The sequence below is a fragment of the Bacillus cereus group sp. BfR-BA-01310 genome, assembly GCF_022664325.1.
In the GTDB taxonomy this organism is placed as follows: domain Bacteria; phylum Bacillota; class Bacilli; order Bacillales; family Bacillaceae_G; genus Bacillus_A; species Bacillus_A paramycoides.
In genome coordinates, this window is record NZ_JAKUHD010000007.1 from 21,306 (window position 1) to 37,794 (window position 16,489).

The window sequence follows — 16,489 nt, forward strand, 5'->3', positions numbered from 1 at the left end:
CCTTTTCATTGTTGTTAACATAATATAATTATAAAATACTATTATTGATTATTGTTCCATTCATATTCTAACATACTCATTTCCCATAAATTCCAATACGTATCTCCTACTTTTCTCGCATCTCTTAATAATCCTTCTTTTACAAACCCTATTTTTTCATAACATGTAATGGCTGAAGTATTAAAATCAAAAACACCAAGTGTAACTCGATGCAGTTTTAATTCATTAAATGCAATATATAGTACAGCTCTCATCATTTGCTTCCCTATAGAACGTCCTCTCATATTTGTATCACCAACCAATACTTTTCCAATTCTGGCAGACTTATTTACATTGTCTATTTGTCCAAGCGAAATGTGCCCAATAACGTTTTTAGTTTCTTCATCTATTACTTTAAAAACGAACGTATTTGAATTCTCACAATTAGCACTTTCGATATATCTTTCTAATTGCTGTTCATTTAATGGATATGTAAATGCATTTCCTGACCATTGTATTAAAAATTCTTTGGAATCGATCCAATTTATTAATTGCTTAAAATCATTTCTTGTAAAGTTTTCTAGTTTAATCATTCCTATTCTCCTTTCGTACACTCTTTTATATACCCTCAAACTTATTTCTATATGAAAAATATATTCCCTTTTGCACAAAATAAAAAGCCATTCACAAGAATGGCTTTACACAAATAAAGCATAATTATGCTTTATTTGCTACGTCAACACCATTTAAATCAAACTCAGCAGTAACAGTTGTAACAGGTGGTATAATTGCTTCAATTTTACATACAGATATAATTGCTGCAACTGAACCAGGAATAGCAGCAAGCTTCACGACATCACAAGTTACCGAAGAAACAGTACCTACATAAGTACGTCCTTCTGTATTAATTGCAAAGCGAGAAAAATATAAAAACTGACCTCTAACAATTGGAGGTCAGTTTACATCCTAGGTATTCTAATTTTATAATTTACTAGACTGTAACCCCTGAATAAGCTGAACCACTTCAGGATTTACAAGTGACGATAAGTCTCCTAATTCTTTTCCTAAGTATGCAGCTTTAATGACACGTCTCATAACTTTGGAATTACGAGTTTTTGGTAAATCTTCTACAACGTGAATATCTTTAGGGCATAATGCTTTTCCAATATGAGAGTTTACTAAGCTCATTAATTCTTTCTTTAATTCTCCCGAGAAGATTACACCGTCTCGCAATACTACGAAACAATGACAGACCTCACCTTTTACTTCGTCAGGGACACCAATTGCTGCTGCTTCTATTACATCATTATGTTTCACAAGAATAGATTCATATTCAGCAGGTCCAATACGTTTTCCAGCAATATTTAGCGTATCATCTGAACGTCCTGTTATGATATATTGTTCACCGTCATAAATGACCCAGTCACCATGCACCCATTTATTTTCAAAACGTGACCAATATGTGTTTACATAACGCTCATCATCTTCCCAGAAACTTTTCGTCATACCCACCCAAGGTTTTTCTAAACATAATTCTCCAACTTCATCACGAATCGGTTTACCTTGGTCATCGAGTACAACCGCTGCCATTCCTGGTAAAGATGCGTTAAAACTAATTGGTGCAATCGGCTTAATAAGGACATTCCCGAAAATCCCACCAGAAATTTCTGTTCCTCCTGAATAGTTACAAATTGGTACTTTCCCTTTTCCAACCGTTTCAAATAGCCACATCCATGGATCTGGATTCCAAGGCTCTCCTGTTGATGCGAATACTTCTAAACTCTTTAACGAGTGTTTATTTACATACTCATCACCTTTTGACATTAACGCACGGATTAATGTTGGTGAAATACCGAGATGAGTAATTTTATATTTATCGACTGTCTCCCATAAGCGGTCTGCTTCTGGGAAATCTGGAACGCCTTCGTACATAACCATCGTTGCTCCATTAATAAGAGAACCGAATAATAAAAATGGCCCCATCATCCAGCCCATATCGGTTACCCATAATACCCGGTCGCCTTGTTTTATATTCATACCAAATCCCGCATCAAATGCAGATTTTAGTGGGAAACCAGCATGCGTGTGTACCGTTCCTTTCGGTTTTCCAGTCGTTCCTGATGTATAAATGAGCATTAACGGATCATCACTATGCATTTCTTCAGCATGCGTGAATGGTTTTTCTTTTTCTAACGTACTCCATGAAAAATCATAGTTATGCGGTGTAAAATCATTTCCTGCATGACGAACAATTACAACCTTTTCAACTGTTGGGCAATGTTCACAAGCTTTATCTACTTCTTCTTTTAAAGAAACAATTTTCCCACGACGTGAAAATCCATCTGCAGTAATAATCATTTTTGAACCAGCTGCTTGTACGCGAGTCATAACTGCATCAGCAGCAAATCCTGAAAATATTGGCGAAATAATCGCTCCAATTTTCATTACAGCTAGCATAGCAACAACTGTTTCAGGAATCATCGGCATATAAATTGTTACACGATCGCCTTTCTCAATACCTGCATGTTTTAAGCCATTTGCAACACGGCTTACCCAGCTATCAAGCTCTTCATACGTAAATGACTTCGTTGTTCCATTTTCTCCTTCATACATAAGTGCTGGCTGTGTTTTCGTTTCATCGTCAGCAAGCCAGCGAGATAAAGCAGATTCTACTACATTACAAGTTCCCCCATTATACCACTGTGCAAAAGGTGTACCATTTTCTAAATCTAATACTTCTGTATATTGTTTCATCCACTGATAGCCAACCGCTTTCTCAGCTTCTCCCCAAAACCACGCTGTTTCTTCAATCGACTTATTATAAAAAGCTTCGTAATCTTCATAGCCTAATGATTTCATCCAACTAAATAGACGCGTTTTTTCTTTATATTCTTCTGTTGGAAACCAAACTGCTTGTTTCAATGTTTTCCCCTCCTTGACTTTTTGAGCAAGAAAGCCCTAAATAGGGCTTTTAAACTGGATATACAGGATGTTTGCGATCCGTGAACACTTGATATTTACTCATATACATTTCGAATCGTCCTTTTAACTCTTCACGTAAATTGTTTGGATGAACAATACCATCAATCACCATCTCTGATGCTAAATGATAAATATCAATATCTTTCTTATACTCTTCACGTTTTTCAGCAATGAAGCTTGCACGTTCTTCTTCTGGTAAAGCTGCAATTTTATTTGCATATACAGCATTGACCGCTGCTTCTGGGCCCATTACTGCAATAGAAGCTGTCGGTAATGCTAAGCAGCAATCTGGTTCAAAGGCTGGACCTGCCATTGCATATAAACCAGCGCCATATGCTTTACGAACAACGATAGAAATTTTCGGTACAGTTGCTTCACTCATTGCAGAAATCATTTTTGCACCGTGACGAATAATACCAGCACGTTCTACTTTTGTACCAATCATAAATCCAGGTACATCTGCAAGGAATAATAATGGAATATGATATGCATCACATAAATTAATAAACTTCGCTGCTTTATCAGCGGAATCGTGGAATAAAACGCCGCCCTTCATACGCGGTTGATTTGCAATAATGCCGATAGGCTTACCATCGATGCGTGCTAAACCTGTAATTAGTTCTTGAGCGAATAATTTTTTCACTTCAAAGAAAGAGCCTTCATCAATAATTCTATTAATAAGATCTTTCATATTGAAAGGAGCATTTTGATTTTCTGGAATGATTTCTTCTAACGTTTTATCAAACTGTTTCGGTTCTTGAGGTGTAATCAAAGGAGTCTTTTCTAAATAGTTACTTGGAAAATATGAAATATATTGTCTTGCTTGAGTAATTGCATCTTCTTCTGTTTTACATAAAACATCTCCGCATCCTGATACTGAGCAATGCATACGTGCTCCGCCCATTTCTTCTAAAGTTACCTTCTCACCGATAACCATTTCAGCCATACGAGGAGACCCTAAATACATAGATGCATTTCCTTCAACCATCATAACAACATCACAAAATGCTGGAATATACGCACCACCAGCTGCTGAAGGTCCAAATAGTAAGCAAATTTGTGGAACTTTACCTGATAATTTCACTTGATTATAAAAGATTCTTCCTGCACCGCGGCGTCCAGGGAACATTTCAACTTGATCTGTAATACGTGCCCCAGCAGAGTCAACTAAATAAAATAACGGCACGCGTAACTTCTCAGCCGTTTCTTGAATACGTAAAATCTTTTCAACTGTACGTGATCCCCATGATCCGGCCTTAACTGTTGAATCATTTGCCATTACACACGCAGTACGACCATGTATTTTACCAGTCGCAGTTACAACACCATCAGCTGGTAGTCCTGTTTGTTCACAATTTGCAAATAATGCATCTTCCACATATTCGCCATTATCAAATAAAAGAGCTAAACGATCGCGAACAAAAAGTTTTCCCTTTGCTTTGTTTTGTTCATGATATTTCGGTGCTCCGCCTTGCTTAATTGTTTCAACTCGTTCCTCAAATGAATTAGATTGTTGTTTTTGGTCTAACATATTTACTCCCCCTTATACATAGGCTTGCGTTTTTCCTTAAATGCCTGTAATCCTTCTAATCTATCTTTCGAATGGATTACACCCTCATACGCTTGTTTTTCCATTTGTAATCCGGTATGTAAATCTACTTGAATACCATTTGAAATTGCCTCTTTTGCTAATCGAACAGCAATTGGACCATTACTAGCAATTCGCTCTGCAATTTCAATTGCTTTCTCCTCTAGTAAATCAGCTGGTACGACGAATTCTACTAAACCATATTCTTTCGCTTCTTGCGCCGAAATACGTCTTCCTGTATAAATTAACTCTTTCGCTCTACCTACCCCTATTAATCTTGGCAAGCGCTGCGTACCACCTGCTCCTGGTATAATTGCAAGTGAAGTTTCAGTAAGACCAAGGCTTGCGGAGTCAGAAGCCATTCTAAAATCACAAGCTAAGCTTAATTCAGTACCACCACCAAGAGCGATTCCATTTATAGCGGCAATTACAGGCTGTGGTAATTGTTCAACCATCTCCATAGTAGAACGAATCATACCAACAGCATGGCGAACTTGTTCTTCATTCATGCCAGCGCGTTCTTTTAAATCAGCACCAGCACAAAACGCTTTTTCACCAGCCCCTGTTAAAATAACTACGCGTGTATCCGCTTCTTCGTTTATTTGAGTTAATATAGTTTGTAATTCGTCTAATAATGCTAAAGATAATGAGTTTGCTTGTCTTTCACGATTTAACGAAATCTTTACAACGTGCGGTGTAACATAGTCAACTGATATGTTTTGTAATTGTAGCATCTTATCACCTACTTATCGTTTTATGTTGAAGCGCTCTATACACATGACTCGGTAATTGGATGTTTAATTTACTTTGAATAAATTGACTAGCCCTCAATAACTTTTCTTCATCTATATTTGTTTGGACCCCTAACTTATGAAGCATATGTACTAAGTCATCAGTTGCAACATTACCCGACGCTCCTGGTGCATAAGGACAGCCTCCAAGTCCACCACAAGAACTATCAAACGTTGTAATACCATATTCTAAAGACTTAACTACATTTGCAAGTGCCATTCCATACGTATTATGAAAATGCATTGCAAACTGTGCAGCATCATACTTCTTTAATAAATGATCTAATACTTGCTCTACTTGTAACGGATTTGCTACACCAATCGTGTCACCAAGAGAGATTTCATAAATGCCATATGAAAATAGTTGATTACATAATTCATCAACAGCTTCTACACTTATATCCCCTTCATAAGGACAGCCAAACACAGTAGAAACATATCCTCTTACTTTTTTCCCTTCAAACATTGCTTGTTTTGTTAAATCTTCGATCACAGCTAATGCTTCCTTGATTGATTTATTAATATTACTTTTATTATGAGATTCACTTGCTGATAAAAAAACATTCACCTCATCTACATTTTGCAAAAAAGCTCGTTCCAAACCATTTTGATTTGGAACAAGCGCTGCATATGTAACATTTGGATCCCTTTTTAGCTCAGAAAATACATCACTTGCATCTGCTAATGCAGGAATCCATTTAGGGTGAACGAATGAGGAAACTTCAACGTACGACAATCCCGCTTCTGTAAGTAGTTGAATCCATTTTACTTTATCTTTTGTGCCAACAATTTTTTTTTCATTCTGTAAGCCATCACGTGGCCCTACTTCTTTAATGACAGCAAAATTAGGTAGTTTCAATTCGCTTCCCCCCATATCTCCCTATTCAATTTCTAGTAATACATCTCCTTCATTTACAAAATCGCCTTCTTGCACGTTTATTTTCATAACCGTTCCAGCGTCTTCTGAAATGATTGGAATTTCCATTTTCATAGATTCCAAAATGACGACATCCTGCTCTTCCTCTACTGTATCTCCTACTCCTACAACTATCTTCCAAACATTTCCTGCCATCGATGCATATACTTTCGTCATCATTTTTTCCCCCTTAATATTCATAAACCTTATTTTTTAACAAGTTGTTTCGTTACAAAACCCGTTGTATAAATACCACTTTTGAACACATCGTCTTCCAATACTTGCAGTAGCATTGGTGTATTTGTTTTAATACCTTCTACTTTTAACTCTTCTAGAGCATTTTCTAATTTTGAAATTGCCTCTTCACGAGTTTCACCATGAGCAATGACTTTTGCAATCATTGGATCATAGAAAGGTGTAATTGTTACATTATTCTCTAAAAAGTGATCAATACGTACACTTGTCGGTAGCGTTAAATCTGTAATTTTTCCTGGTGATGGGAAGAATGTTTTCGGATCTTCTGCATAAATACGGGCCTCAATGGCATGACCACTACGTTTTACATCAGCTTGTGTAAATGATAGCTTTTCACCACATGCAATAAGGAGTTGTTGTTCAACAAGGTCTAAACCAGTAATTTCTTCCGTAACTGGATGTTCTACTTGTAATCTCGTATTCATCTCTAAGAAATAGAAGTTTTTCTGATCATCTACAAGAAACTCAACTGTACCTGCATTTGTATAACCAAGTGCTTTAGCAGCTTGTACAGCAACTTCTCCCATAGCTTTTCGTGTACCTTCATCTAAAAATGGTGAAGGTGCTTCTTCAATTACTTTTTGATTTCGGCGCTGTACTGAACATTCGCGTTCCCATAAATACACTGTATTACCATGAGTATCCGCTAAAAGCTGAATTTCAATATGGTGTGCATCTGCTATATAGCGCTCTAAATACATTTCTCCGTTACCAAAGAAGTTTTGTGCTCTTGTTTTATTACTTTCAAATGCTTTGGTGAGCGTTTGCTCAGTTTCCATCAACTGCATTCCAATGCCTCCGCCGCCCGCGGATGCCTTAAGCATTAATGGATAACCAATTTGTTTTGCAATTTCAATTGCTTCTTCAGCAGTTTCAATATTTGTAGTAATACCTGGAACTACTGGTACATCTGCTGCTTGCATTGCTATACGTGATTCAATTTTACTTCCCATCTTCGTAATGATTTCTTCTGAAGGACCGATAAATACGATTCCTTCTTCTTTACAGCGAATCGGAAAAGATGGATTCTCTGATAATAATCCGTATCCTGGATGGATTGCTTCAGCATTTGTCTTCTTAGCTATTTCAATAATTTTTTCAAGATTTAAATAGCTTTCTTGGACACGTGGCCCACCTACTAAGTAAGCCTCATTTGCCATTTTCACATGAAGGGCATTTTCATCTGCCTCAGAATAAATAGCAACGGTACGAATCCCAAGTTTTTGACAAGTTTTCATAATACGAACTGCGATTTCCCCGCGATTAGCAATTAATATTTTTTGAAACATAGTGATCCCTCCTTTTTATCTACATCCTAAATGTCTAGCGATTACGAGACGTTGAATTTCAGAAGTTCCTTCACCAATTTCTAATAGTTTTGCATCACGAATATGACGTTCAACTTCATATTCACGCATATAACCATATCCACCATGAATCTGTACTGCTTGATTCGCTATACGACTTGCTGCTTCAGAGGCAAACAGTTTTGCCATAGCCGCTTCTTTACCGAAAGGTTTATCATTATCTTTTAACCAAGCTGCTTTATGTACTAAATTACGCGCTAATTCCACTTCAGTCGCCATATCAGCCAATTTAAATTGAATCGCTTGGAAATTAGAAATTGTTTTTCCAAATTGTTGACGTTCTTTCGCATATTGCAGTGCACGTTCAAATGCTGATTGTGCAATACCTACTGCTAATGCTGCAATTGAAATACGCCCTCCATCAAGTGTATATAAGAATTGTTTAAATCCTTTGTTTACATCACCAAGTATATTTTCTTTCGGTACACGCACACCATCAAGTACGATTTCACAAGTATTAGAAGCGCGAACGCCCATCTTATCGTAAGGACTTGAAATCGTTAATCCTTCACTAGTAGTCGGTACAATGAATGCAGAAATACGTTTTTTACCATTCTCTTCAACACCATTGATAGCGGTTACAATGATTGTATTTGCATACTCTGCATTTGTAATCCAACACTTTTCGCCACTAATTACATATTCATCGCCATCTAAAATTGCTTTCGTCTGTGTGCCTCCTGCATCAGATCCAGCGTTTGGCTCCGTTAATCCGAAAGCACCTAATGTTTTACCTGATGCCATTGGAACTAAATACTTTTGCTTTTGTTCTTCTGTACCGAAATAATAAATTGGAGAAGCTCCTAATGAAATTGTTGCAGCGTAGCTTAAACCTGTCCCACCACAAGCACGACCAATTTCTTCAACTGCTAACGCGTACGATACTGTATCGCCACCTGAACCTCCATACTCTTCTGGGAATGGGATGCCTAATAATCCTAGTTCGCCCATTTTTTGAAATGTTTCATATGGAAATTCCGCAGTTTTGTCATAATATACAGCCTTCGGTGCGATTTCCTTTTCAGCAAAGTCACGTACCATTTCTTTAATCATTTGTTTTTCGCGAGTTAGAGTAAATTCCATTCCGCTACACACCCCTTATCGAATATTGAGTTTCGACAGCGTGCGAGTTTGTACTACAAACATTACTACTTAAAAGACAAAAAAATTAGTTAGACAATTGCTACAATTCTGTCATAAATCAATTTTAAAACAGATTCTGTACTAATGCACAAAAAAATTCCTACATTGTTCTACAACAACATAGGTAGTTTCATGTCGAATTATGTATTTTTATGTTTAATAATCTCTATTTTTTTCCGAATCAAAGATTTTCACTAACACCTCAGGATGTGATTCGAAATATGTTTATTTTAATAAATACTTTTCATCAAACCGTATTGCCTACGATTTTAATATGGTAATCAAACTGCTAACTGTTTTTCGCTTCTCTGCATATTTATAAAGTTCTTCTAGCATATGCTCATACATTTTAAAGCTGTGTTTTATCATACCTAAAAATAAGCTCGCATACATTTCAATTTGATAAATGGCGCGGCGTATGCATTAATAACTAATGAAAATTCTTCCTATAATTTTTAAACACTACCTTCTGCATTAGCAACATTACATCCTAATTCTTAATCCTTCACTTTGTTATATGTCATAAATATAAATCTTTAATCAGGTTTAAAATTAAAATGACATTCATATTTCAATTAATTTTTAACGTTTTAAAATGCGCGATTGTTAATAGACATTTATACAAATGTTCACGAGTAATAAAATTCGACAATCTATTTTCTTAATCACCTATTTTAACTTTTAATTTAATCGATTTTTTTCGATTTCATTTCATGTCGTGTAAAAGAACCTTTATTACTCCGTATATTACCTTAAAGTTAATCCACTTAAATTCATAAACTGTGCGCATACTTACTTCTGCTCTTCTGCTAGAAAACTATCAATGCTTTCGCTTTTGAAAGCGATAAAGCCCGCTATTTTTTACAGCACCCATAGAACGTTCTCCGATTAACACTGAGTTCTTATGTTAATTCATCCTGTAGTCTATTGTTGTGATTTATTGTTTTAACTTGTTTAGCTTAGCCAATATTACGTTACGCCTCTATTCTGAAATAAAAAAAAGGCAATCGATTTTAAATCGATCGCCTTAAATTTTGTGTTTCTTTTGTAGTTCTTATACCATATTATAATGTTCAATTGAAAGTCCTTATTAGACTACTCCAGTGTAATCAGATAGCCATAGAGCCGTTAACGTTCTACTATTGCTTGATTTTAAATTTCCTAGAAGAATTAAAGGTAGGTGTGTATTAACCGGCCCTGATAGTAATTCATTCCTTTGAGCAACTTGAACAATCGGAGGATTTTGCATGATTTATTTTATTAACTCCGCGGTATTAATCCGTATAATATAAATTGAATCGTATTTTCAATTTCCACTTCATCGTCCCATTTCTCTTCAGGCAATAATAAAAATCGAGTTAAGAGTAATCCTAGTACAGCTGATAAAGTAAGACGTAATACGGAAGATGGTGGTATTTCAATAATTTTCCCATCTTCTTGAAACTTCACAATTAACTTTTTAAAATGTGAAAGTAGTTCTGTTTCCACTAATTGCTGTATTTCACTTTTTAGTTCTGGTTGAAATGGTACTTCTTGAATTAATATTTTTATCATTGGAAAGTGCTTTTTGGCAAATTCAAATCTATTATTAATTACTACTCTTAAAAATCCTTCATATGATTCATAATTAGTTTTAAATATTTCTTTTGCAAAAGCTTGTACGAAAAATGGTGCAGCGAACTTTGTTAAAGTTGGCATTACGACCGCTAACAATAAATCTTTTTTCGTTTTATAGTAGCGGAAGATCGTTCCTTCCGCTACACCCGCTCGCTTTGCAATTTCATTTGTTGAAGTTGCAGCGTACCCTTTTTCCCCAAACATATCAACAGCTGCCTCTAATATACGCATTTGACGTTCATTTCGTTTATCAGTATTTGTTGCAGCAACTAGTTCTTCAAGCCAATCCTTCCTCATTTATAAAGCTCCTTTTTGTCATCATTATATTTTACGATGTTTCTTTAAAGCAAATACATTTCCTACTGCAAATAATAGTGAAAAAAGAAGTAAAACAGTAAGATCTACTGCAATCTCTTTAAATCCTTGATTTCGAATCATCACTTGTCTCATTGCGTCAGCACCATATGTGAGGGGAAATAATTTCCCTAACATTTGTAACCACTTATTCATGGATTCAATTGGAAACAACCCAGAAAAGAAAACTTGCGGTACGATAACAAGCGGTATAAACTGGATCATTTGAAATTCATTATTTGCGTATGCCGATAGAAATGTACCTAATGTTAGGGCAGTTAAAGAAAGCATACATGTAATAAGTAAAGTCAACCAGATGGAGCCTGCTACATACAAGTCTAAAATATAAACCGAAAAACTTACGATAATGATAGATTGTATAAATGCAAAGATTCCAAAACCAATAATATATCCTACAACTATTTCCCATCTTCTCACAGGTGTGGACAATAATCTCTCTAATGTACCACTTAAACGTTCTCTTACAAAAGATACTCCTGACAATATGAATACAAAGAAAAATGTAAAGAAACCGATTAATATGGGACCAAGCCCATCAAACATCGTAAAGTCTTTAGATCCATGTAAATAATTAACTTCAGGCTTCATAATTGATACATCATTTTTCTCTGTGCTTTTTTGCAATACTTGAAGTACAGCACGATTTTTTGATGAATCACTGCCTTCTAATAGAAGATTCATTTTTCCATTTTCTAAATGAATTACTGCATCTACCTTTTGCTTTTCTAACTCCGAAATTGCTTTTTCTTTGCTATATTCATAAATTGATGCTTCTTGATTTTTCATCGCTTTTACTATAGGAGCAGGCACATCTACTACAGCAATATGCGGTATATAATCTTTTTGTGTAAATACTAGAGACAATAACCAAAGCAATAACATAGGTGCCCCAAACATCATCGCTAAAGAACGCTTATCTCGAAAAAATTGACGAATGATACGGATAATTACACCATTAACTCTCATGATTCAATCACTCCTTCTAACAAAAAGACATCCTCAATTCGTCCAGATGATGTTTGTTTTTTCAATTCCTCGGGTGTGCCAATCGCAACTAAATTCCCTTCTCTAATTAACCCTAGTCGTTCGCAAAACTCAGCTTCATCCATAATGTGTGTTGTTACAATAATAGTTGTACCTTTCTTTTTAAGATCATAAAACTTCTCCCAAATCGATTTTCGAAGAAGCGGATCTATTCCAACTGTTGGCTCATCTAAAATTAATATTTCTGGTTCATGAAGGAGTGCTATCGCCAATGATAAACGCTTTTTCATTCCACCTGAAAAATGCTGCACTTGCTTTTTCAGATGCTGTGACAATTGTACAAGTTCAAAAACTTCTTCAATTCTCTCTTTTTTACGCTTACCTTTCAATCCATACATCGTTGCAATAAAATCTGCATTTTCATATGCTGATAGTTCTTCGTATAAAGCATCAGCCTGAGCCATATAACCAATTCTTTTCATTTCATTTAAATTAGGCATGTTTGTATTGAAAACAATTACATCCCCTGTAGTTGACTCATTAATACCTGCAATCATTTTAATAAGCGTCGTTTTCCCTGATCCGGAAGGTCCAACCAAGCCAAAAATTTCCGCTTTTTCTACTTGCAACGAAAGATTGTGCAAAACTTCTTTTTTTCCAAATTTCTTTGATACATCTCGTAAAATAATTGAAGGTTGCTGCACTCAAAATCCCCCTTTTCCATAAAATGAGTGAGTACTCACTTTTATTTTACTCTCGAGTTGTTATATGTCAAACTTAATTCATTACTATTTATTTTGGGCCAACAACTATACAATGAAACAGAGTCGACATTAGAATATTTTTTCTTAAAGCCGACTCTGTTTCATTTTGAACCATAAATTTTTTATCTATGTTTTTAAATTCATATATTTTCTAATTCTAGCTACATCTAAAGAATATTCGATAATTAATTGCTGTATTGGTAAAATAACCGTTTCAGGATATAAATGTGCATATTGTAATGTTTCCGTATACTTTTCTAATCTTTTTTCTAAATATTTTACAATTTGTTCAGGATGACTTACCAATAAACATTTACAATAATAATGAATTTGTTCCTCAATTGCCGTATATTCTTCAATTTCAAATTCTTTATGCATGTGTACACCCCTTTATATTTTTAATATCGTTTAATAATAACCATTTTAACTCGACTAATTTTTGAGTTTTTTGATTATTTACACTATAACAAACTCATTAGGTCAAATTTTGTTACTTTATGTAGCGTGGAAAAATTTTAACAAATTTGTAATAGAAACTTGTACTAAAGTAAAAGTATCTTTACTTAATAATTAACATGCCCTTTTATTAAAAGATTTTCACGAGCATAATGCTTCGATAAGAAACAAAAAAGGACCGTATTCCAGTCCTCTTTCTATTTATAGATTATCAATTTAAAAACCTTCAGCATACGCATTTTGCTTTAGACTCAACCTATCTTGTTAGTTTAGTAGGCATGTAGCTTTTTTCTTCCCCTATATTTATTATCTCCGGATCTGTCCATTTCCACGAATCACATATTTTGTGGAAGTCAATGCAGGAAGCCCCATTGGTCCCCTTACGTGTAGCTTTTGCGTACTGATGCCGATTTCTGCGCCGAAACCAAATTCAAAACCATCAGTAAAACGGGTCGAAGCATTATGGTAGAGTGCCGCGGCATCGACGGATGTAAAAAATTTGCTGACGTTTTCCTCATCCTCTGTAATAATCGCTTCAGAATGCATGGATCCATAAGTATTTATGTGATTAATTGCTTCTTCGGTAGAGGAAACCACTTTGACTGCCAGCGTGAGAGATAAAAATTCTGTTCCCCAGTCTTCTTCTGAAGCCGGTATAATAGAAGAATCAATTGTCAATACTTTATTATCTCCACGTAGTTCTACTCCTCTTTCCCTCAAGGAAGAAAACAGTTCGCTACCAAATCGCTGCGCCCAATTTTCATGAAGTATAATCGTTTCAATTGCATTACATACAGATGGACGCTGCGTTTTGGCGTTTATGATAATATCAAATGCCATTTGTTTATCTGCTGTTCCATCAATGAAAACGTGACAATTTCCCGCACCTGTTTCTAGTACTGGAACAGACGCTTCTCTCACTACAGTATCTATTAACTGTTTGCCACCTCTTGGGATTAGAACATCCAAGTACTCGTTTAATGTAAACAGCTGCTTTGCGCTATCTCGTGACGTATCTTCTATGAGCTGTACACTTTCTGGAGGTAAGCTCGTTTTTTTGAGCGCTCGGTGAATAACAGCCACGATGGCTTTGTTAGAATACGTAGCGGAAGAACTACCACGCAAGATCACTGCATTTCCTGTTTTCAAGCAAATTGTGGCCGCATCTACCGTAACATTTGGCCGTGCCTCGTATATCATCCCGACAACACCTAGTGGCACGCGCACCTCCTGAATAGATAATCCATTGTCCCTTTCCCATGCACTTACACATTCTCCAACAGGATCACGCAAATCAATTAGTTGCTTGATACCCTCTGTCATATCAATAATACGCTGTTCATTCAGCATAAGGCGATCAAGGAGAGAAGCAGAAAATCCTTTTGTCTTACCTCCTTCAATATCCCGTTTGTTCTCCTCTAAAATATAAGCTGTTTCTATTATCAATTGATCAGCAATCGCGGCAAGTGCTTCGTTTTTTTGATTTGTAGATTTGAGCACAAGTTCTCTAGCAATCTTCTTTGCTTTTTGTCCTTTTGCCAACACTTCATTCATTTTCATTTCCTCCTTTTTAAAGATTAATAGGTAACATTTGAGACCCATTTAACTCCAGCAAAGCACTATCATCTAAGCCTTTCCTGCCTAGATATGCGTTGAATTTATTGAAGATTTAGAGTCAGATTTATAACGGTCAACTCTACGCTCTACACTTGGATGAGTCCACTCTATTCTTAAAATGAAATCCAATTATCTCTATGGATGACTTCATAGCTATGCCTTTCACATCGCGCTTTAATGTCTTGGCTCTGCATACCTTTTATATCCCTTAGTTCCTCTGCACTATATCTGCATTGCCCTTTCCCTATTACGCGCCCTTGTTGCGTTACGACCTCCACAACTTCGCCTGCTTGGAAGAACCCAGACACACTAGTAACACCAGCAGGAAGAAGACTCTTTCCATGCTGAATGATGGCAGCGGCTGCTCCAGCATCCACTTCGATTTGTCCGCCGACAAGCGAATGTAACGCGATCCACTGCTTATTCATCTTAATCACTTTTTGAGGAGCATTACCGATATACGTTCCATCACCTTTCCCCTTCAAAACATCTAAAAACTTCTCATGTCCACGACCTGTCCCGATAAATACACTCACCCCAAGAGAAATTGCCGTCTTTGCAGCATCGATTTTCGATTTCATACCGCCAGTTCCCAGTTTTGAGCCAGCATCACCAGCAAGAGAAGCGATTTCTTTCGTAACCTCAGGGAGGAAATAATATTTTTTCGCATCCGCATTTTTCTGGGGATTCTGGTCATATAAACCGTTCACATCCGTAAAAATCATGAGCATATCCGCCGAAGCAAGCCCACTTACTAAAGCTGACAGCATATCGTTATCACCAAAAGTCAACTCCTCTAAAGAAATAGAATCATTTTCATTGATTATAGGAAGAGCGGAACGGTTTAGTAGCTCCCCTAAAGTAGCATAAGCATTACTGTATTGTTCTTTTCTAGAAAAATCACTTCTCGTTAGTAAAAGTTGCGCGGTAACGATATCATATTTACGGAATTCCTCCGTGTATGCCTGCATTAACAAACTTTGTCCGACAGCAGCGGCAGCCTGTTTACCTTTAATTGTTACAGGTCGGTTAGGGTACCCTAGAGCAGAAAAACCTGCAGCGACGGCCCCAGATGTAATTAGCAAAACTTCATGTCCTTCCTGTTTCAATCTCGCCAAAGCTGCAACGTGATCTGAAAGTTGTTCCGCAGAGATGCCTCCATGATTAGTCGCCAAGGAACTGCTCCCAATCTTTACAACAATTCGTTGTTTTTTCACTTTTGTACCCCCTAGTCTAAAATCAAAGTTTTTATAAATTGTACTTATATACATACAGTTTGCAGCAATATTTCCTCTTATCAATGCTACGCCTATAGAAATTAAGAGCAAAATAAAAATGACCGCTTCGCCCTTAATAAAAAGGACGAAACGGTCATTGTTCCGCGGTACCACCTTAATTGATATACATAGATATCCACTTGGCGCCTATAACGCAGGCGTACGCCTAAACTTTCATTTAAGACTCAGGGATAGGTTCGATACTTTCTATACGAGGAATCTTTCAGCCGGTGAATTCCACTCTCTTTCGCAAGAAGACATATGTACTAGTTCCCTTCAACGATTTTCAATTTAATTTTTATATATTATGCGATATAGTTTGTTTTTGTGTCAAGAGATATTTCGAAAAATTAATAGAGCGACAAGATTTTAGTATGA

Annotated in this window: 14 protein-coding genes, 1 pseudogene and 1 other annotated feature; all 15 genes and pseudogenes read right to left on the bottom strand. The window is 36.2% G+C overall.

The genetic code is table 11. From position 1 onward, the window contains the following. Positions 1-41: 41 nt before the first annotated feature. Positions 42-572 carry a GNAT family N-acetyltransferase gene (locus MR109_RS15800; protein ID WP_048374474.1) on the bottom strand — a complete coding sequence of 177 codons (531 nt, stop codon included), beginning with the start codon at positions 570-572 and terminating at the stop codon, positions 42-44. Positions 573-696: 124 nt separating this feature from the next. Beyond that, a pseudogene (locus MR109_RS15805) lies at positions 697-888 on the bottom strand (hypothetical protein); the annotation flags it as partial. A gap of 72 nt (positions 889-960) precedes the next feature. Continuing rightward, positions 961-2,901 (bottom strand): AMP-binding protein, encoded by a 1,941-nt coding sequence (locus MR109_RS15810; RefSeq protein WP_242272913.1) that lies wholly within the window; start codon positions 2,899-2,901, stop codon positions 961-963. Between the two features lie 49 nt (positions 2,902-2,950). Next, positions 2,951-4,492, bottom strand: coding sequence for an acyl-CoA carboxylase subunit beta (locus MR109_RS15815; protein ID WP_002119534.1), 1,542 nt, complete (start codon positions 4,490-4,492; stop codon positions 2,951-2,953). A gap of 2 nt (positions 4,493-4,494) precedes the next feature. After that, positions 4,495-5,283 (bottom strand): enoyl-CoA hydratase, encoded by a 789-nt coding sequence (locus MR109_RS15820; RefSeq protein ID WP_242272915.1) that lies wholly within the window; start codon positions 5,281-5,283, stop codon positions 4,495-4,497. 4 nt (positions 5,284-5,287) lie between these two features. Then, positions 5,288-6,199: a hydroxymethylglutaryl-CoA lyase gene (gene mvaB / locus MR109_RS15825; protein ID WP_071719581.1), complete on the bottom strand. Its 912-nt coding sequence runs from the start codon at positions 6,197-6,199 to the stop codon at positions 5,288-5,290. Positions 6,200-6,220: 21 nt separating this feature from the next. Beyond that, the gene (locus MR109_RS15830; RefSeq protein ID WP_025150553.1) at positions 6,221-6,436 is read right to left on the bottom strand and encodes an acetyl-CoA carboxylase biotin carboxyl carrier protein subunit; all 216 of its coding nucleotides are present in this window, start codon (positions 6,434-6,436) and stop codon (positions 6,221-6,223) included. Positions 6,437-6,462: 26 nt separating this feature from the next. Beyond that, complete coding sequence (locus MR109_RS15835) at positions 6,463-7,800, bottom strand: acetyl-CoA carboxylase biotin carboxylase subunit (RefSeq protein WP_071719534.1); 1,338 nt, start codon at positions 7,798-7,800, stop codon at positions 6,463-6,465. Between the two features lie 15 nt (positions 7,801-7,815). Beyond that, complete coding sequence (locus MR109_RS15840; protein WP_071719535.1) at positions 7,816-8,961, bottom strand: acyl-CoA dehydrogenase; 1,146 nt, start codon at positions 8,959-8,961, stop codon at positions 7,816-7,818. A 1,320-nt stretch (positions 8,962-10,281) separates the two neighbouring features. Then, positions 10,282-10,935 (bottom strand): TetR/AcrR family transcriptional regulator, encoded by a 654-nt coding sequence (locus MR109_RS15845; protein WP_242272918.1) that lies wholly within the window; start codon positions 10,933-10,935, stop codon positions 10,282-10,284. Positions 10,936-10,959: 24 nt separating this feature from the next. Next, the gene (locus tag MR109_RS15850; protein ID WP_242272922.1) at positions 10,960-11,979 is read right to left on the bottom strand and encodes an ABC transporter permease; all 1,020 of its coding nucleotides are present in this window, start codon (positions 11,977-11,979) and stop codon (positions 10,960-10,962) included. Next, positions 11,976-12,701 (bottom strand): ABC transporter ATP-binding protein, encoded by a 726-nt coding sequence (locus tag MR109_RS15855; RefSeq protein WP_242272925.1) that lies wholly within the window; start codon positions 12,699-12,701, stop codon positions 11,976-11,978. The genes MR109_RS15850 and MR109_RS15855 overlap by 4 nt, the downstream gene beginning before the upstream one ends. A gap of 186 nt (positions 12,702-12,887) precedes the next feature. Continuing rightward, the gene (locus tag MR109_RS15860; RefSeq protein ID WP_002172024.1) at positions 12,888-13,139 is read right to left on the bottom strand and encodes a hypothetical protein; all 252 of its coding nucleotides are present in this window, start codon (positions 13,137-13,139) and stop codon (positions 12,888-12,890) included. Between the two features lie 384 nt (positions 13,140-13,523). Next, positions 13,524-14,771, bottom strand: a complete 1,248-nt coding sequence (locus MR109_RS15865; RefSeq protein WP_242272928.1) for a glutamate-5-semialdehyde dehydrogenase — start codon at positions 14,769-14,771, stop codon at positions 13,524-13,526. A gap of 176 nt (positions 14,772-14,947) precedes the next feature. Beyond that, entirely contained in the window at positions 14,948-16,051 is a 1,104-nt protein-coding gene (gene proB, locus MR109_RS15870; protein ID WP_242272930.1) for a glutamate 5-kinase, read from the bottom strand. A 138-nt stretch (positions 16,052-16,189) separates the two neighbouring features. Further along, positions 16,190-16,400 (bottom strand) — a binding site (T-box leader). Positions 16,401-16,489: the final 89 nt, after the last annotated feature.